This window comes from Pseudobdellovibrionaceae bacterium, from assembly GCA_019637875.1.
Classification (GTDB): Bacteria; Bdellovibrionota; Bdellovibrionia; order Bdellovibrionales; family Bdellovibrionaceae; genus JAHBUW01.
Genome location: JAHBUW010000022.1, coordinates 18,522 through 39,925, shown reverse-complemented (window position 1 = coordinate 39,925; position 21,404 = coordinate 18,522). Strand labels below are relative to the sequence as shown.

2 protein-coding genes are annotated in these 21,404 nt (G+C 62.0%); one reads left to right on the top strand and one right to left on the bottom strand.

From position 1 onward, the window contains the following. Nucleotides 1-57 precede the first annotated feature (57 nt). The gene (locus tag KF767_18680; GenBank protein MBX3019920.1) at nt 58-714 is read right to left on the bottom strand and encodes a hypothetical protein; all 657 of its coding nucleotides are present in this window, start codon (nt 712-714) and stop codon (nt 58-60) included. 301 nt (nt 715-1,015) lie between these two features. On the opposite strand from KF767_18680, the gene KF767_18675 reads away from it, so the two are divergent. Next, nucleotides 1,016-21,400 (top strand): choice-of-anchor D domain-containing protein, encoded by a 20,385-nt coding sequence (locus KF767_18675; protein ID MBX3019919.1) that lies wholly within the window; start codon nt 1,016-1,018, stop codon nt 21,398-21,400. The last annotated feature ends 4 nt before the right edge of the window (nt 21,401-21,404 follow it).

The window sequence follows — 21,404 nt, the reverse complement described above, 5'->3', positions numbered from 1 at the left end:
CTCACGCGCGCGCGGGGGCCCGATTCCGGCAATTTGCGGCACCATCATGAAATGGGGTTAGAAGCTGAAACTCATCGAGAGTCCCAAGCCGATCAACATGAACGATCGATCGCCCGCGAGCAGCTGTGACATCCGTCCATCGAATTCCCAGTCATTGTCGAGCATCTGGAAAGAGTAGACGCCTTGGGCGGTGAAACCGATCGCGGGGAAGATGTTATTCGAGCCGTTGAGGAAAAGCTGCTCGATTCCGGCGACGAGTTGTAGGCGCTCCCGCTTCAGCCGCGAATACTCGACAAACGTCGTTTGCCCATCCGTGATTTCCGTACGGTCCATCAGGTTCGATCCCGACAGCGCGTAGCGAACGGCTCCGGTGAATCCGGAGTAGAAGTAGGCGCCCGGTTTGCCGGTGGCTTGCAAAGCGAAAGTGATGTTGGTCGAGAGGCTCAGCTTTTCGGAGATCGCGTACTCGAATCCGACGCGCGGGCCGATTCCGGCCAGCGAGCCCGTGGTGCCGGAAGTTTGGGTGAGTTCCGAACCAAAAAGGAAGCTCGAGTTCCGCGGTTTTTTCCTAATCTGGGCGCGGATTTGCGGGCGTTCGCCCGCCGACTGCGCGGTCGTTTCGGGAACGGGGGGCGCGACGTTTTCATCCTGCGCGAAAGCGAAGGCACCGCAAAAAAGCGTAAGACCGCAAACCAATGTGAGACGAAATCGCATGTAGACATCGTAGAGACTAACCTTGCTCGAGGGCAGAGCTATCGAATGAATCCCGTCCTAAGTCGATTCAACCTGATACGATGACAAATTCAGAGTGAAGGTTAACCACTGTCAGATCGGCGGTGACACTCGGCAAGACTAAAGCAGGTGATGACAAAACTTGACGAGTTCTTAGTCGTGAAAAAGGCCAGAGGGGACTCAAGAATGCCCCGGGCAACACCGTAAAGTAATGTAAGTGAGCTTACTTACGAATTTGCCTTCTTTTTTGAGGCAGGTCATTCCGACGGGATGGAAGACGTCGTTGCATATCGTTGCGACGTCCGCGCTCGCGCTTTTTCTGTCCGCTTGTTCCGCGGGTTCTGACTCTGTCGACAAACTCATCGGCCCCATCAACGAAGGTAACGGACAAACTCCCACGTACTCTTTGGATTTCGATCCGAACACCTGGGACTTCGGCAAAGTGCTGCTCACGGCGACCACACCGCTGACCAAAACGTTCGACGTTAAAAACCAATCGGGAAAAACGCTTTTCATCACGAAGATCGAAGGATCGGGCGCGATCACTTCCATGAGCGTCACGAGCGAAACGTGTACGTTGATGACCGGTGGTTTGCTTTCGGGCAAGGACTGTCAAATCACCGTTAGCTACCTTCCCGCCACGGAAGCGCGTCACGAATTCAACGTTACGGTGAAGTACGGTGAAGTCACCGGTGACGAAAAACAAAGCGCGGTCATCAGCGTTTTCGGTGAAGGGGCTTCACCCGCGAACCTCGCGATCAGTGATGGACCCATTTTCAATTTCGGTCCCGTGGTCGCGACCGCCACCGCAGAAAAAGTTTTGACCGTGACGAACGCCGGAGGCTACGCCGCATCCAGTATCGCCGGTGCTGGGCTTGCGGCACCGTTCGACTTTAAGGGCGGAGCCTTCCCCGGAACGGGCGGAACTTGTACCGCAGATCTCGATTCGCATGCTTCGTGTACGATCGTCGTGACTTTCAATCCGCCCACCACGGGCCCCGCGAACGACATCATCGAGCTCACTTACTTCAATGGTGATGCGAATTCGCAAAGCGACCGTCCGGTGGAAGGTACGGGCGCGACGCCGGCTTCGCTCGCGGTCAGCGATGGACCGGTCGGTTACGATTTCGGAACGTTGCCCGTCGGTGCCGCGCTCGAGAAGACCTTCACCATCACCAACTCGGGTGGCGTTGCCGCCCGCACGGTTTCGGGCTCGGGCCTTTCTTCGCCGTTCACGTTCAAAGGTGGCGCATACCCGGGAACGGGTGGCACTTGCGGCGCCGCGATCCCCGGGGGCAACGGAACATGTACGGTTGTCGTGCGCTACGCGCCCACCGCCACCGGGACGCAAACCGGGAGCATGAACATCGATTACTTCGATGGATTAAGTTCCCAGCAGGCACAGCGCATGGTTCAAGGAACCGCGGTGACGCCGGCTTTGCTCGCGATCAGTCACGGACCGACGCATAACTTCGGAACCCTCGTCATCGGAAACTCGTCCGAGCAAACCTTTACGGTCACGAACAGTGGTCAGTACAACGCGAGCTTCGTGACGGGCGGCGGTTTGGCGGCGCCCTACGCATTTAAAGGCGGAGCTTATCCCGGCACGGGCGGAAACTGCGGCGGCGCGCTTTCGCCAGGCTCTTCTTGCGATATCGTCGTGACTTATATCCCGACGGCGGCTGGCCCCTCGAGCGACACCATCGAGATCAACTATTCCAATGGCGTCGCGGCGGCGCAAGCGACGCGCGCATTGCAAGGGATTGCGGTCCCGCCGGCGGTGCTCGCGATTGCGCCGACCCCGGATGTGAATTTCGGTACGCGTCCGGTCGGCAGTTCAACGGATCTGACCGTGACGGTGACGAACACGGGCGGCACCGAGGCCACCGCCATTTCGGCCGCGGCCTTGCCGGCGCCTTTCAGCTATAAAGGTGGAACTTACCCGGGGACGGCCGGAACTTGCGCGACGTCGCTGATGCCCGCAGCGGCTTGCACGATCGTGGTGACTTACGCACCGCTGTCAACCGGGAGTCATGCCGAGGACTTGGACCTGACTTTCAGTAACGGTGTGGCGGCCGTGCATGCGCTCCGTTCGCTCAAAGGGGTGGCGGTCACGCCCGCCAATCTTTCTATCAGCGACGGCCCGACCTATGATTTTGGATCGAAGCCCATCGGCTCGGTCACGGATCATGTTTTCACGGTCTCAAACAGCGGAGGCTACGCTGCGGCGTCGGTCGCCGGCTCGGGACTCGCTTCGCCCTTTAGCTTCAAAGGCGGATCGTACCCCGGGACCGGCGGAACTTGCGGTGCCAGCTTGGCGGGCGGCGCGAACTGCACGATCGTGGTCAGCTACGCCGCACTCAGTGCGAGTGTTTCCACGGACACCGTCGACCTTTCCTTTAACGATGGGAACACCACGCAAACATCGCATCGCGATCTGACCGCGACGGGCGTGACCCCGGCGACGCTCGTGTTCTCGAACGCGCCTTCATACGATTTCGGTCCCGTCGCGACGGGCGGACATGCGGAAACCACATTGCTCGTCACGAATACGGGCGACTATATGGCCACCACGATGGCGGGTGCGGGTTTGGCCGCACCTTTCACGTTCAAGGGTGGAACTTATCCCGGCACCGGTGGAACTTGCGGTACGCAACTTGCGGGTGGTGTGAACTGTTCGGTGGTCGTCGTTTTTGCGCCGACGACGCTCGCAACTCTTTCGGATACGGTTGAACTCTCTTATTTCAACGGTGCGACTTCGCAACAGGCGGTGCGTGACGTTCAAGGGGTCGGCACCACGCCCGCAACACTGGCGGTCTCAAATGGACCGACTTTCGATTTCGGTGCTTTGCCTTACGGTGCTTCTTCGACATCGACGTTGACGGTCACGAACACCGGGGGCGTTCCCGCTTCGGCAATGACGGGTGCGGGTCTTTCGGCGCCCTTCACTTTCTTGGGTGGAACCTATCCCGGAACGGGCGGAACGTGCGCGGCGACGCTTGCGGCTTCGGCGTCGTGTACGGTGGTCTTGCAGTTCTCGCCGTCGTCGGCGGGGACGTTCAACGGCAGCATGCTGTTGAGTTATTATAACACCGTCACGAACGCGACCACGAACCGCGCCGTGACCGGAACCGGAGTGAATCCCGCAAATCTCGCGATCTCGAGTTCGCCGTTCTATTCGTTCGGTACGATCGCGGTCGGCGGAATCGCGGAAGCGACCCTGACGGTCACGAACGGCGGCCAGTTCATCGCGACGACCGTTCTGGGTGATGGATTGGCGGCACCGTTCGCGTTCAAGGGTGGAGCCTTCCCCGGCGTGGGCGGAACTTGTTCGACTTCGCTGAATGCGGGCTCGAGCTGTTCGATCGTGCTCACCTACAATCCGGGTGTCACGGGACTGCAAACCGACGATATCGAAATTTCCTACTTCAACGGTGCGGGTTCGCAGTTGGCGACGCGCACGCTTTCGGGAACGGGCGCCGCGCCGGCGTCCCTTTCTTTGGATGAAGGCCCCGCTTACGATTTTGGCGACGTCGCGATGGGTGCGGTGCGCGAGAAAATCTTCACGCTGTCGAATGGCGGCGGTGTGGGGGCTAGCGCCATCAGCGGCGGGGGCCTCGCGGCGCCTTTCGCATTCAAGGGCGGAGCCTTCCCCGGCACCGGCGGTAACTGCGGACTGACTTTGGCGGCCGGTGCTTCGTGTTCGCTTGTCGTGACATTCGCGCCGACCGCGGTCGCGCCTTATTCCGACGATATCGAGATCGGTTACTTCAATGGCGCGGCGACTCAAGGAACCACGCGGAACGTCGTTGGTAACGCCGTCGCGCCCGCGCAACTCGCGCTCAGCGATGGTCCGCTTTACAATTTCGGCACGATCCCCGCGACCGGTACGGCCGAGCGCACGTTCACCGTCACGAACTCGGGTTCATTGTCCGCGACCGCGATGAGCGGTTTGGGACTGACGGCGCCTTTTTCTTTCAAGGGCGGCACCTATCCCGGCACGGGCGGAACTTGCGCGGCGACTTTGACCGCCGGCGGGAACTGTACGGTCGTCGTGACTTTCGCGCCCACCGCGAACGGTCCTTTCGCCAGCTCGGTTCAAGTGGCTTACCACAACGGAGTCGGCTCGGTGCAGGCGAATCGCGATCTGCAAGGGGTCGGCGCACCGGCGGGTTCGCTTTCGATCAGCGGCGCGCCGACTTACGATTTCGGCAGCTGGCCCCAAGGCGCGACTCGCGAAGCGACGTTGACCGTTACGAACACGGGCGGCGTGCCGACGACCGCGATGGCGGGCGCCGCACTCAATATGCCGTTTCTGTGGAAGGGCGGCGGCTATCCCGGCACGGGCGGAACCTGCGCGACGGATCTTCCGGCTTCGGGAACGTGTACGCTCGTGATCGAGTTCGCGCCGGGTACGGTCGCGACTTTCAACGAAAACCTCACTCTGAACTACAATAACGGACTCGTCGCCGTTTCGAGCACCCGTGCGCTGACGGGAACTGCGGTCCCGCCGGCCCTTTTGGTCGTGGACGCGGGTCCGACTTACGATTACGGGACCGTGCCCACGGGCGGAAGCCTCGACCGGACCTTCACCGTCACCAATAGCGGCGGCTTCACGGCTTCTTCGCTCGGCGGAGCGGGCCTTTCGGCGCCCTTCACTTTCAAGGGTGGCTCTTTCCCCGGCGGCGGAACTTGCGCGGCGACTTTGAACGTCGGCGCGTCGTGTACGTTCATCGTAACCTACGCTCCGACGGCAACGGGCAGTCAGTCGGGCACGATCCAAGTGACTTACAACAACGGCGTGAGCGGTCAGACTTCGACCCGCGGCGTGACCGGTACGGGCGCGGCTCCGGCGTCGCTGTCGCTGAGCCATGGACCGACTTTGGATTACGGAACCTTGCCCGTGGGCGCCACCGCCGACCACACCTTCACGCTCACGAACTCGGGCGGAGTTCCCGCATCGGCGATCGTGGGGACGGGCCTTGCGGCGCCGTTCAGCTTCAAGGGCGGACTCTTCCCCGGAACGGGCGGGAACTGTAGCGCGAACCTCGCGGCATCAGCGTCTTGCACGATCGTTGTGACTTTCGCACCGACGGCACCGGGCACGCCGACCGACGACCTCGAAGTGAATTACAATGATGGCGTGGTCGCGCGGACGACTCTGCGGGCCCTTGCCGGTACGGCGGTTCCGCCGGGAGCGATCTCGATCACCGATGGTCCGACTTTCAACTACGGTATCGTGGCGGTGGGGGCGACGAAAGACCACTCGTTCACCCTGACGAACACGGGCGGATATTTGGTCACGAGCCTTACCGGTTCGGGTTTGACCACGCCGTACTCGTATAAAGGCGGACCCTTCCCGGGGACCGGCGGGAACTGCGGGACTTCGCTGGCGGCCGGGGCGACCTGTACGATGGTCGTCAGCTATGCGCCGTCGACGACGGGGGCGCACAACGCCACGGCCCAGATCGGTTTCTTCGACGGTGCCTTGAGCCAGACTTCCAGCCGTGCGCTGCAGGGACAAGGGGCTTTGCCCGCAAGTCTCGCGATCTCGAACGGCCCGTTCTACGACTTCGGCACAAAGGCGACCGGTTCGGTTAGTGAAGTGAGCTTGACCGTGAGTAACTCAGGCGGCGTTCCCGCGACGACCGTGATTTCGTCGGGCGTCAGCCTGCCGTATCGTTTCAAAGGCGGAAGTTATCCCGGCACCGGCGGAACTTGCCTCGTGCAAATCGCGGCGGCGGGAAGTTGTACGCTGGTCGTGGAGTACGTACCGACCGCGACGGGCTCGCAGATCATCACGCTTGACCTCGCTTACGACAACGGCGTGTCCTCGGTGAACGCGACCCGCGAGATTCGCGGCGTCGGTGCGGCGCCCGCTTCCATCGGTATCAGTGACGGACCTCAACACGACTTCGGCATTCTGGCTGCGGGCGGAACTGCGGACAAGACCTTGACGCTCACCAACTCGGGCGGTGTGCCCGCGACCGCGATGTCGGGAGGCGGACTGACCGCGCCGTTCGGCTTCAAAGGTGGCGGCTATCCGGGCACGGGCGGAACTTGTAATACGAACTTGAATGCCGGTTCGACTTGTACGGTTGTCGTTTCCTATAACCCGAGCGCTCCCGGTTCGGATTCGGGTGCCGTGCAGATTTCGTATAACGATGGCGTGACGACAATGTCGTCGTCGCGCAATCTCGTCGGGACGGCCGTGGCGCCGGCTTTGCTGACCGTTTCCCACGGCGCGACTTTCGATTTCGGGATTTATCCGGCGACGGCTTCGATCGACCAAGTTTTGACGATCACGAACTCGGGGTCTCTCGCGGCCACCGCGGTCGCGGGATCGGGCCTGGCCGCGCCGTTTAGCTTCAAAGGCGGACCTTATCCCGGCACCGGCGGGACGTGCGGAACCACGATCAATGCGGCCGCGACCTGCTCGATCGTTGTGACGTTCAATCCCACCGTCAACGGCTCTTATAACGACGAAATCGAAATCGCTTACTTCGACGGCGCGCAGGCGCGTACCGGTTTACGTCCCCTGCAAGGGACCGCGGCGCCGCCGGCGCAGCTGACGATCACCGACGGTCCGACTTATAACTTCGGTAACGTGGCGCAGGGCGGATCGCGCGACAAATCCTTTACGGTGACTAACGGTGGCGGCGTCACCGCGACGGCGATGTCGGGTGCAGGAATTTCGGCGCCGTTCACTTACAAAGACGGTGTTTATCCGGGGACCGGCGGAACTTGTTCGACTTCGTTGCCCGCGACGCAGTCGTGTACGATCGTCGTGAACTACAACCCCACCACGGTGGCGGTCCATAACTCGACCATCGAAATGAATTATCACAACGGTCTGATCGCGGCGGTGTCGTCGCGGAACGTGACCGGAACGGGCGTCACGCCCGCGATCCTGGATCTGAGCGATTCACCGCACGTCGATTTCGGTACGGTCGCGACCGGCGGTTTCATCGAGCGGTCGGTGACCGTCACCAATAACGGAAACTTCGCGGCGACCTCCATCGCCGGCGCGGGGTTGGACGCTCCGTACACGTTCAAGGGTGGCACTTATCCCGGCACCGGCGGTTCATGTTTGACGACACTGAATATCGGCGCTTCGTGTACGATCATCGTGCGTTTCGCGCCGACCGGTACGGGCGCGCAGAACGACACCATCGAGATCTCTTATAATAACGGAGCGTCCGGGCAGACTTCGACCCGCGATGTGCAAGGGATCGGTGCGGCGCCCGCCTTGATCGGGATTACCGATGCGCCCTTCTACGATTACGGAACGCTCGCGATCGGCGGCACGAAAGAACGTATCTTCACGTTGACGAACTCGGGCGGGGTTCCTGCGGCTTCCTTGGGTGGGTCGGGCCTGGATGCGCCGTTCACATTCAAAGGTGGCGGCTATCCCGGTACGGCCGGAACCTGTACGACGTCGCTCGCGGCGGGCGGCAGCTGTACGGTGATCGTCGTTTACGCTCCGTCGGCGGTGGGCAACCACTCCGATGCGATCGACGTTAACTATCACAACGGCGTCAGCTCGGTGAGTGAGTCGCGTTCGGTGCAGGGAACTGCGGTTTCGCCGGCGAACATCAATATCAGCAACACTCCGACTTACAACTTCAATACCGTCGCCATCGGCGCCGTGGGCGAACATGCGTTCACGCTGACGAATACGGGAAGTTTCCAGGCGACGTCGCTGACGCAAAGTGCGTTGAGCGCACCTTACGCTTACAAGGGCGGGGTCTACCCCGGCTCGGGCGGAACCTGCAACGCTACCTTAAACGGCGGTGCTTCGTGTACGGTCGTCGTGACGTTCACTCCGACCGTGACCGGCGTGCAAAATGCGACGATGTCTTTCGCTTACGATGACGGTGCGCAGGCACAAAATAAGAGCGTCGGCATGACCGGAACCGGTGCGACCGCCGCGAACCTCACGATCACGAATTCGCCCTCTTACAACTACGGTACGCGCGCGACGGGATCGACGCTCGACCAGAGTTTCACGATCACCAATACCGGTGGCGTGGCGGCGAGCGCGCTCACGCCTTCGGGGCTGACACCTCCCTTCGCGTTCAAAGGTGGATCTTACCCCGGCACGGGCGGGGATTGCGGTGCGAATTTGGCGCCGGCGGGTGCGTGTACGGTCATCGTCACTTACGCTCCGACGACCACGGGCGCACACAGCGTGACGCTCGCGATGGGCTACCAGAACGGCGTCACCACGACATCGTTGAATCAAGGCTTGAACGGAACGGGCGCGGCTCCGGCCAGCGTGACGATCTCGCACGCGACCTCGTTCGATTTCGGAACGCGCGCGGCGGGTTCGGTGGCGGAGCACACCTTCGTATTGACGAACTCCGGTGGGGTTCCGGCTTCTTCCATCGCCGGTAGCGGGCTGGATGCCCCGTTTAGCTTCAAGGGTGGCTCGTTCCCGGGTGCGGGTGGGACTTGTTCGGGCTCCATTCCGGCGGCTTCGACGTGTACCGTGGTCGCGCAGTTCGCGCCGGCCGCCGCGGGAAGTTTCTCGGATACTTTCGAGTTCTCTTATCATGATGGGGTCGCGACGCAGGGGACGACACGTGACATGGTCGGAACCGGTACGTCGCCTGCGCAGCTGACACTGTCGCATGGATCGGGCTTGAATTTTGGCGCGGTTCCGGTGACGGGTTCGGCGGATTTGATCTTGACCGTCACCAATTCGGGCGGTTTCGTCGCGAATTCCATCAACGTCACGGGCGTGAGCGCACCTTTCAGTTTCAAGGGCGGATCGTATCCGGGCTCGGGCGGGAACTGCGGAACTTCGCTGGGCGTGAGCAGCAGCTGTCAAATCGCGCTGACGTTTGCACCCTCGGGATTGGGCGCATTCAACGCGGCCCTCGACGTCGGTTACGACAACGGCGTGAACGTGGTAAGCTCGACCCGCGCGATGCAGGGAACGGGCGCGCCGCCGGCGACGCTGACGATCTCGGAAGCCGGTACTTATAACTTCGGCGTCCTCGCGAACAATTCGTCCGCAGAACGCAGTTTCACGATCACCAACACCGGCGGGGTGACCGCGACGGCCATGGGCGGTGCGGCCTTCTCGGCTCCGTATTCGTTTAAAGGCGGGACTTACCCCGGCACCGGCGGAACTTGCGCGGCGACTCTGGGCGCGACGCTGACCTGTTCGGTGGTCGTCGTTTACGCGCCCACGACCATCGCGGTTCACAACGCGAATCTGACGATGAACTATAACGACGGTCTGACTGCGCAGAGCACGACTCGCCCGCTCACGGGTGAAAGCGTGGCGCCGGGTCTGCTGTCACTGACCGATACGCCTTCTTACGATTACGGGACGATCGCGATCGGCGCGAGCCGCGATCATACCTTCACGGTCACGAACACCGGTTCTTTCGTTTCGACTTCCATTGGCGGTTCGGGCTTGTCGGCACCGTTCACGTTCAAAGGCGCGAACGTCTTCCCCGGAACGGGCGGAACTTGTACGACGTCGCTGAACCCCGGTGCATCTTGCACGATCGTGGTGACTTGGGCCCCGATCGCAACCGGCGCGCAAAGCGCGACGATGTCGGTGAACTACTTCAGCGGCTCGGGGAACTTGTCCTCGACCGTGGGCGTGCAAGGGGTTGGCGCGAACGTCGCCCTGATTTCGATGACCGATGGTCCGTTGTACGACTTCGGGGATCGCGCGACGGGTTCGCAAACCGATAAATCCATCACGCTGACGAACACCGGGGGCGTTCCCGCGACGTCGGTGACGGGTGGGGGCCTCGCGGCACCGTTCACTTTCAAAAACGGAACTTTCCCGGGAACGGGTGGAACTTGTACTGGCGGCACGCTCGCGGCCGGCGCATCGTGTACGATCGTCGTGACCTTCGCGCCCGGCGCGAACGGCACCGTGAATGACACCATCGAAATCGATTACAATAACGGACTCGTCGCGCACCAAGTGACGCGTGATCTGCGCGGAACGGGACAACCCCCGGCGGCGCTGACCATCACGAATCTTCCGACTTACGATTTCGGTCCCGTCGCGACGACCGGCTTCAAAGATCGCGTCTTCACGATCACCAATACCGGTGGATTGACCGCGACCGCGCTGGACGGAACGGGACTCGCGTTGCCGTTCAAGTTCAAGGGCGTAGCTGGCACCTTCCCCGGTACGGGCGGAACCTGCGTGACGACACTCGCGCCGGCCGCGACCTGTACGATCGTCGTCAGCTTCCTGCCGACCGTCGACGGCCCTGCTTCCGATACGATCAATCTTTCCTACAATGACGGAGCGGCCGTGCAGGCCTTGGACTTGGGAGTCCAAGGAACCGGGGCACCCCCGGCGGTGCTGGCGATTTCCGGTTCGGGCACGTTCAACTACGGCACCGTCGCGAATGGTGGTTTGCGCGATCAGTCGTTCACCGTTTCGAACACGGGCGGCGTCGAGGCGACGGTCGTGGCCGGTGCGGGACTCGCGGCCCCTTTCGGCTTCAAAGGCGGAAGTTATCCTGGCACCGGCGGGAACTGCGGAACGTCGATTCCCGTCGCGGGTAACTGTACGGTCGTCGTGACCTATTCGCCGACCAATATCGCGACCCATAATTCAAATCTGCAGATCGACTACTTCGACGGCCTCGTGAGCCAGAACTCGGTGCGCCCCGTGCAAGGAACTGCGGTGGCGCCGGCGCTGCTCGATATTTCGGGCGTGAACCCCGTGGCGTTCGGCACGATCGCGATCGGCAACTCGTCGGAAGTGAGCTTCACGGTCACGAATAATGGCAGCTATGCTTCATCTTCGATGAGCGGCGCGGGACTGTCGGCGCCGTTTAACTTCAAAGGCGGCGCGTACCCGGGAACGGGCGGAAACTGCGCGGCTTCACTCGCGGTCGGCGCGTCGTGTACGGTTGTCGTCACCTTCACGCCTTCGGGCACGGGCGTAAACAACTCGACCCTGCAGGTTCTTTACAACGATGGTGCGGGTTCGGCGACCTCGTCGCGGACCGTGACCGGAACCGGTACAACGCCCGCGAACATCACCATTTCGGAAGCGCCTTTCTACAACTTCGGCGCGGTCGCGAACGGCAGCGTCAACCTTCGCTCTTTCACGCTCACCAACATCGGTGGGGTCGCGGCGGCATCGTTGGGCGGCGGGGGCCTCGCGCTTCCGTTCAGTTTCGAAGGCGGAACTTTCCCCGGCACGACGGGAACTTGCGGCACTTCACTCGCCCCGGGCGCGACCTGTACCGCGGTCGTCAGCTACGCGCCGACCGTCAGCGGTCCCGTTTCGGACGACATCGACATCACTTACCACAACACCGTGAGCTCGCAGTCCGTCAGCCGCGAAGTCCGCGGTTCTTCGACGGCTCCGGCTTTGCTCGCGATTTCGGGCGCGGGCACCTACAACTTCGGACCGAAGGCGAACGGCAGCGTCACCGACGCGACCTTCACCGTGACGAACAACGGTCAGTTCAACGCGAGCGCGATCTCGGTCGCGGCTTTCGCGACCTCTTACGGTTTCAAAGGCGGCAGTTTCCCCGGTTCGGGCGGAACTTGCGATATCACTTTGGCGCCCGCGGCGTCGTGTACGGTTGTTTTGACCTTCGCGCCCGCGACGAGCGGGACTTGGAACGCAAATCTGGACGTCGGTTACAATAACGGCGTGACGACCGTGAACGTCGCGCGTCCCCTCACCGGGACGTCGACACCGCCGGCGGTGTTGACGATTTCGGGAACCAATCCGGTCGACTTCGGTACGCGCGCCACCGGCGCGACTTCGGAGCTGACCTTCACGCTGGCGAATACGGGATCGTACGATGCGACCGCGGTCAACGAGACCGGCCTGGCGGCACCTTTCGGTTATAAAGGCGGCGCGTTCCCCGGAACGGGCGGAACTTGCGCGACCACGATCGCGGCTTCGACGAACTGTACGGTCGTGATGCTGTTCTCGCCGGTCGGCACGGGTCTGGCGACGGACTCGATCGTCTATCAGTACAACAACGGGGTCAGCACGCAGTCGGTTTCACGTGACGTCCAAGGGACCGGCGTGGCGCCGGCCTTGATCGTGTTGAATCCTTCGGCAAGCTTCGACTTCGGTGCGGTGGCGAACGGCAGCGTGAACGACAAGATCGTCGTGCTGACGAACACGGGCGGTCTGGCGGCGGCGTCGCTGACGGGCGTGGGTCTGTCGGCACCGATCACCTTCAAAGACGGAACCTTCCCCGGCACGGGTGGGAACTGTAGTACTTCGCTGGCGGCGGGAGCTTCTTGTAACGTCGTCGTGACCTATGCGCCGACGGTGACGGGCTCGATGTCGAGCACCTTGAACGTCAATTACAACAACGGCGTCAGCGGTCAAACCTCGGCGTTGGCCTTCACCGGATCGTCTTCGGCGCCGGCGGTTTTGACCATTTCGGGTGCGGGCACGTACAACTTCGGTCCGAAAGCGAACGGCAGCGTGACCGATGCGACCTTCACGATCACAAATACGGGCGCGTTCGCGGCCAGTGCGATTTCGACGGCGGCCTTCGCGACTCATTATAACTTTAAAGGTTCGGTCTATCCCGGTTCGGGCGGAACTTGCGGTATCACGCTCGCGCCGTCCGGCACTTGTACCATCGTCTTGAGCTATTCGCCGACGGTCACCGGAACGCACAATGCGGCCTTGGATATTTCCTATAATGACGGCGTGACGGCCCAGAGCGTGGTGCGCAACATGACCGGAACGTCTTCGCCGCCGGCGGTGCTGACGATTTCGGATTCCAATCCTTATGACTTCGGCACCGTCGCGGTGGGCGCCATCGCCGATCACAGTTTCACGATCACGAATACCGGAGGCTACGACGCCTCCACGATGGCCGAGATCGCCCTGGCGGCACCGTTCTATTACAAGGGTGGGACTTATCCCGGCACCGGCGGGAACTGCGGTACGGTCTTGTCCGCGACGGCTTCGTGCTCGATCGTCGTGACCTACACGCCGACCGCGACGGGCACGCAAAACGGCACATTGCAGATGCAATACAATAACGGGGTGTCGGTCGTGACATCGACCCGTACGGTGACGGGCGTCGGCGTCGCGCCCGCTCTTTTGACCATCACGCCTGCGGCGACCTGGGACTTCGGTGCCGTCGCGAACGGTAGCGTGAACGACAAGTCGTTCACGATCACCAACACCGGTGGTTTGACCGCGACCGGTATCGCGGGTGGTGGACTTGCCGCGCCCGTGACGTTCAAGGGCGGCGGCTTCCCCGGAACGGGTGGAACTTGTAGCGGCGGAACGCTCGCGGCTGGCGCGACCTGTACATTTGTCGTCACCTACGCGCCGCTTTCGACGGCGGCAATGGCGGATACTATTGAAGTCGCTTACCACAATGGGGTCGAGGCGAAACAAGTCACGCGTGACGTGATCGGTTCTTCGTCGGCGCCCGCGGTCCTCGCGATTTCCGAGACCGGCACGTTCAGCTTCGGCGCGAAGGCGAACGGTAGCGTGACCGACAAGACCTTCACGATCACGAACTCGGGCGCATTCACGGCTTCGGCCCTCGCGCCGACGGCGTTCTCGGCGCCTTATAGTTTCAAAGGAAACCTCTATCCCGGTTCGGGCGGGACGTGCGGACTCACGCTGCCCGGCGGACAGACGTGTACGGTCGTCGTGACGTTCTCGCCCACGGTGACCGGAACGCACAATTCCACGCTCGAGATGGCGTACAACGATGGCGTGCAGAACTTGACCGTGCAGCGCGGGTTGACGGGAGTTTCGTCGGCGCCCGCCGTGTTGACGATTTCGGGCTCGAATCCCGTCGACTTCGGAACGATCGCGGTCGGCGCTTCGGCGGACCAGACCTTCACTTTGCAGAACACCGGTGGTTATGATGCTTCGAGCGTGACCGAAGTGGGCTTGGCGCCGCCGTTCGCGTTCAAAGGCGGAACATTCCCCGGCACCGGGGGGAACTGCGCGACGCCCATCGCCGCTTCGGCTTCGTGCACGATCGTCGTGACGTACACGCCGACCGGTACGGGTCTGCAATCCGACGCGATTGAAATGTCTTACAACAACGGCGTGAGCGTCGTGCTTTCGACTCGCAACGTGCAAGGGACGGGCGTGGCCCCGGCGAACATCGCGATCTCGGGCGCGAACCCGCTCGATTTCGGCACCGTCGCGACCGGTGGTGCGAAAGACATGAGCGTGACTTTGACCAACACGGGTGGATTGACCGCGACCTCGCTTTCGGGCGGAGGGATCTCGGCACCGTTCACGTTCAAAGGCGGGGGCTTCCCCGGTACGGGCGGAACTTGTACCGGCGGCACGCTCGCGGCCAGCGGCTCGTGTACGGTCGTCATGACCTACTCGCCCGTGGCGACGGGACTTTTGAGCGGGACTTTGGATATCACTTTCAATAACGGCGTCAGCGGACAGACCGTCAGCCGTAACGTTCAAGGAACGGGCGCACCGCCGGCGTCGCTCACGATGTCGGGTTCGGGCACTTACGACTTCGGCCCCGTGGCCTTGACCGGATCGGCTGAAACGACCTTCACGATCACGAACGGGGGCGGGGTTGCCGCGACGGCCGTGACGGGCGGGGGCTTGGCCGCGCCGTTCAAGTTCAAAGGCGTCTCGGGATATCCCGGAACGGGCGGAACTTGCGGAACGACGATCAACCCTGCGGCCTCGTGTACGATCGTCGTGCAGTTCAATCCGACCACCAGCACAACCGATGGCGATTCGGCCGAGATCGGTTACAACGACGGCGCGACCGTGCAGACGCTCGCGAAAGGTTTGCAGGGAACGGGCGCGCCTCCGGCGACGCTCACGATCTCGGGGGCCGGCACTTACATCTTCCCGACGCTCGCGCGTGGCGGATCGGCGGAAAATACCTTCACCGTGACGAATACCGGTGGCGTGACCGCGACCGCGGTGGCGCCGACGTCGCTCAGCGCGCCGTTCGGTTTCAAAGGCGGGGCTTATCCCGGCACGGGCGGATCGTGTAATACGTCGATCGCGCCGGGAGCGAGCTGCACGGTCGTGATCGTGTATTCGCCGACCAACGTCGCGACCCACAACCAAGACTTTGTGATGAACTTCAACGACGGTCTGGCCGCGGCTTCGGTCACGCGTCCGATGCAGGGTACGGCCCTGACACCGGCGACGCTCGCGATCACGAATGCCTCGTATGACTTCGGCACGCTCGCGACGGGCGCTTCGGCGGACATGACTTTGACCGTGACGAACTCGGGTGATTTCACCGCGAACATCGCGGGCGGCACGGGTCTGGATGCGCCTTACACCTTTAAGGGTGGCAACGCTTATCCCGGATCGGGCGGAACGTGTAACACTTCGCTCGCGGTTTCGGCTTCGTGTACGATCGTCGTGACCTTCGCGCCCACGGGCACGGGTTCGCAGTCGGACACAATCCAGATCAACTACTTCGACGGTGCGGTCAACCAGACCGCGCAGCGTACGTTGACCGGTTTCGGTGCGGCGCCGGCGCAGATCGTGATCAGCGATCCGCCGTCTTATAACTTCGGTTCGGTCGCGAATGGTGGCGTCGCGGAGCGCAGCTTCACCATTTCGAATACGGGCGGGGTCCCCGCCGATTCACTGGGTGGCTCGGGCTTGGCCGCGCCGTTCAGCTTCAAGGGCGGAACTTATCCCGGCACGGGCGGGGATTGCAGTACGTCCTTGGGGGCGGGCGCATCGTGTACGGTTGTCGTGCGCTTCCAGCCGACGGTTACCAATTCGTACGCGAACAACATGAGCATCAACTATCACAACGGGGTGGCCGGAACGAACTCGGTCCGCGCGATCGAGGGTTCTTCGGCGGATCCCGCGATGCTGACGATTTCGGAAACCGGAACTTACGACTACGGCACGGTCGCCAATGGCGCCACGAAAGATCGTTCGTTCACCATCGCGAACACCGGTGGCGTGACCGCGACGGGGATGAACGTCACGGGCCTGGCGGCACCGTTTGGCTTCAAAGACGGATCGGCTCCCGGTACGGGCGGAAACTGTTCGGCGACGCTTGCGCCCGGCGCGAACTGTACGGTCGTCATCGCGTTCGCGCCGACGGCGGTGAATTCGTTCTCGGGCAACGTGACGATGAACTACAATACCGGCCTCGCGACGACGAGCGTGACCCGTCCCGTGCAAGGGATCGGGGCTTCGCCCGCGACGCTGGTCCTGAATCTGGGACCGACTTACAATTTCAACACGGTCGCGCGCGGCTCGGTGAACGAGGTGACCTTCACGCTGACCAACACGGGGGGCGCGCAGGCGGTCAGCGTGGCGGGGGCCGTGATGATCGCCCCTTACTCCTATAAAGGCGGAGCGTTCCCCGGCGCGGGCGGAAACTGCGGCACGACGCTTAACGGCTCGCAATCGTGCGATATCGTCGTCACTTATACGCCGTCGTCGAACGGGACCCACAACTCGACGATCCAGGTGAACTACTCGAATACGATCTCGAACCTGAACACCTCGGTCAACTTGACCGGTATCGCGGTGAATCCGGCGGCGCTCGCCCTCGACGGCGGCAATCCGTACGACTACGGAACGCGCGTGACCACGAGCGTGACCGAGCATACGTTCACCATGACGAACAACGGTGCCGTGGCGGCGACGAACATCACCGGCGCGGCATTGCCCACGCACTACGCTTACAAGGGCGGATCGTTCCCCGGAACGGGCGGTTCGTGTACGAGCGGCGGAAGTTTGAATCCGTCGGCGACGTGTACGATCATCGTCAACTACACGCCTTCGGCGACCGGTACGCATTCGGGCGCGATGACCATCAACTACCACGACGGCGCAAATGCGCAGAGCGCGACGCAGAATATGACGGGCGTCGGTTCGACCGCAGCGCAACTGACACTTTCGAACGATCCCACATTGGACTTCGGAAACGTGGCGACCGGTGCTTCTTACGAGCGGACCTTGACGGTCACGAACTCGGGTGGAGTCGCGGCGACGTCGATTGGTGGCTCGGGCATCTCGGCGCCGTACACTTTCAAAGGTGGAACGTTCCCCGGCACCGGCGGAAACTGTTTGACCTCGTTGGGTGTAGGTCTGTCGTGTACGGTCGTGATGGTGTTCTCGCCGACGGTGACGGGCGTGCAGAACGCGACGATCGACGTGACGTACAACGATGGATTGATTTCGACGCAGTCTTCGCGGAATTTGACTGGAACGGGCGTAGGACCGGCTTCACTCGCGATCACGCCCGCGGGAACGCACAATTTCGGCAATTTGGTCACCGGCGCGACTTCGGATCAAACTTTCACGATCACGAATAGCGGTGGTGTCGCGGCGACGTCCATGAGCGGTGCGACCATCGTGGCACCTTATTCGTATCCGGGCGGAGCTTTCCCCGGCGGCGGCACTTGTTTGACGACTTTGAATGCGGGCGCGACTTGTACATTCATCGTTCGCTTCTCGCCGACGGCGACGGGCACTCAACCCGCGACGGCGACGATCAATTATTTCGATGCCGCGAACAACCAATCGGTGGCGAAGAACGTGACCGGGACGGGGATCGCCCCCAGCGCGCCGACTCCTTTGACCCGGATGTTGCCGGTTTCTTCGCCCGCGACGAGCAACTCGGTGCAAATCAAAGTCGAAGGCGTCGCGCAGAACGACGTCGTCCGTTTGTTCACCGACGGCCTTTGTTCAAGCCAGGTCTCGTCGGGTACGGTGGCGACGGGTCAGACCGAAATCACGCTGACCGCGGCGGTTTCTTCGGACGGAAACTACGTTTACTACGCGAACCGCACGAACTCCGTGGGAACGGTTTCGGCGTGCTCGACCGCGACCGCGACGTACACGCGTGATACGACTCCGCCGACTTTGACGAGCATCGCGAACCTGATCCCGGGACGTTTCGTGCACTGGAATCGGACGCCCACGATCCGCGTCGTCGGGATTTTCAACAACGACATTATCAAGATCTACACCGACGCGACTTGTACCAACCCGAATCTGTACGCGACCTTTACGGGTCAAACGGGGACGTCGGTGGACATCGTGCTGCCGCAAATTCCGGCTCCTGGGAAGTACGGCTTCACCGCGACCGCGGAAGACGCGCTCGGCAACAAGACGAGCTGCGTGGCTTTGACGCCGATCAACACCTTCCCGTTCTACGTCTATGACGTGACCGACACGAACATCGAGTTCACGAGCTTCTTCCAGGCGGTGAATGAGGGCTCGACCGTGACCGTCGAAGTTAAAATGGGCGCGCCCAAGGTCTACGACGTCAACTTGATCTACCGCGCGGTCGGTACCGCCGCGGACGGCGTGCACACATCGGGAGTCGCGGCCGCCGGAACCGTCTTGATCCCCGCGGGACAAACGACCGCGAACTTGACGTTCCAAGCCCTCGAAAACGCCACGGACGAAACCGACACCTACTTGGATATCGCGGCTTACGACGCCGACTACGAATACGTCCACGCGGCGGGCAAGATCTATCACCGCGTTTTGATCCGTGACAACGACGGCGTCTCGGGTCCCCCCGTATCGTTGCCGCAAGGCCAAGGTTCGGGTTACCTGTCCGCATGTTACATCGGCGCCGACAAAAAACTGCGTTGTATGGGACGCGGAGCCGTCGGTCAGGTCGGTAACGGGACGAATACGGATCAAGAGACCTACGTGGTCATCGACTCGACGAATGACTACCGCAAAGTTTCTACCGGCGGTAACCACGCCTGCGCGATCACGGACGGCGGAACGGACGCTTCGGGAACTCTGAAGTGCTGGGGTTACAATAACTACAGCCAGCTCGGGAACGGCGTCACGGCGACGTTCAATACACCGCAAACGATCGGAACCCAATTCGACGGCGTCACCGCTTTCGGACCGGGCGTGAAGGAAATCTCGGCCGGGTCGGAATTCACTTGCGCGATCGACGCGAGCGACGATCTCTATTGCTGGGGACGTTCAAATAACCGTCAAGCGCGTACGGACGCGACTTCGACCGTGAACCGGCCGCGGAAAATCGACGCGAACAAATACCGCTCGCTGACGACCGGCGCGACCCACGGTTGCGCGATCCGGACCTCGAACAACTACGTCTACTGCTGGGGATCGAACGGCTCGGGCCAGGGCGGTGGCACCACGAATCCGAATACGGCGATGAATCTTGTCGAATCGCAGGTCTACACGATGGTTTCAGCGGGCGATACGCACACTTGCGGCGTGACGAGCGCGTCCAAAGTCAGATGCTGGGGAGCCGGCGGCTCGGGACGACTCGGAACCGGGAACGGCACCAACCAAACTTCACCGCAACAGGTGGACGGCGGTGTGAACTACATCATGGTGAGTGCGGGCCGCGAAACGACTTGCGGGATCACCGACAACAATGACCTGCGCTGTACGGGCCAGGGAAACTACGGGATGTTGATGGATGACATCGGGACCGCCGACAACGTCACCGTCTTCTCGTCGGTGCAGGGCTCGCGTAAGTTCTCGGACGTGAATACGGCTTATACGCAAACGTGGGCGACGATCAAAGCCGACGCCACCCCGAACAGCAACATGGTGCTGTCGGGCGGTTGGGAGAAGTACATGCCGACCTCCGGCGACGGTAAACCCGTGACCCGGAAATACAAGCCGACGCCTTTCGATGGTCTGCGCAAGTTCAACAGCGTGGACTCAGGCTACGGGGAACGTGCGACGTGTAATATCACCGCGACGAACAAGATCCGTTGTACGGGGAACTCGAGCTCGGATACCGCGGGAATGTTCGGGATCAGCTCGATGCCCGACATGACCGGGAACATCTGGGTCGACGCCGCGAACGACTATATGCAGGTCGCCACGGGCCGTTACCATATCTGCGCGATCCGCACGAACGGGAAGCTGTACTGTGCGGGTCATGGAAGCTGGAACGGGGTGAATCTCGCGGCCAGCAGCCTGACCGCCGTCGACGGCACGAACAATTTCACGTCGGTTTCCATCGGCGACCGCACGACCTGCGCGATCACCACTGGCGGAACCCTCCGCTGCTGGGGACGTAACGACTACGGCCAGGTTGGAGACGCCTCGAATACGGCCCGCACGGCGCCGGTCACGGTCGATAGCGGTACGACCTACTCGAAAATCGAAGTCGGATACCAGTCGACGTGCGGAATCACCACCGGCGGCGCGCTGAAGTGCTGGGGACGTAATAACAATGATCAGCTTGGTGACGGCAGCGGAACGAACCGCAACACGCCGTTGGTCATCACGTCCGGCACAAGCTACCTTGACGTTGCGGTGGCCACGAATCACGCGTGCGCGATCCGCGCGACCGGCGGCCGCGTTGTCTGCTGGGGACTGGGGACGACGGGCCAGATCGGTAACAATGCGTCGAGCAGCCAATCGACGCCGACTTTGACTTCGGATACGAGCGCTTACACGAAAGTTTCGGTCAGCGAGGTCAACAGTTGTGGTATCCGCGCGACGGGCGAGCTGATGTGCTGGGGAGGATGGGTCGACGGGATCGCGGGTGAGCTTGCGGTCAATGCCGACGTCCCGGTCCAGATCGACTCGACCTACAGTTTTACCGACATCGAAATGGGTCGCTACCGCGCTTGCGCCCGCACGGACGCACAAGAGATCCGCTGCTGGGGAAATAACTGGTACAACGCGTTTGGTGACTTCGAGCGCGCGTGGATCCCGCAAGCCTTGCCCGCTCCCTTCTAAGGTC

Bases quoted from the DNA above. Each gene is read 5' to 3' on its own strand.
- KF767_18680 (MBX3019920.1), bottom strand. From the start codon at position 714: ATGCGATTTCGTCTCACATTGGTTTGCGGTCTTACGCTTTTTTGCGGT.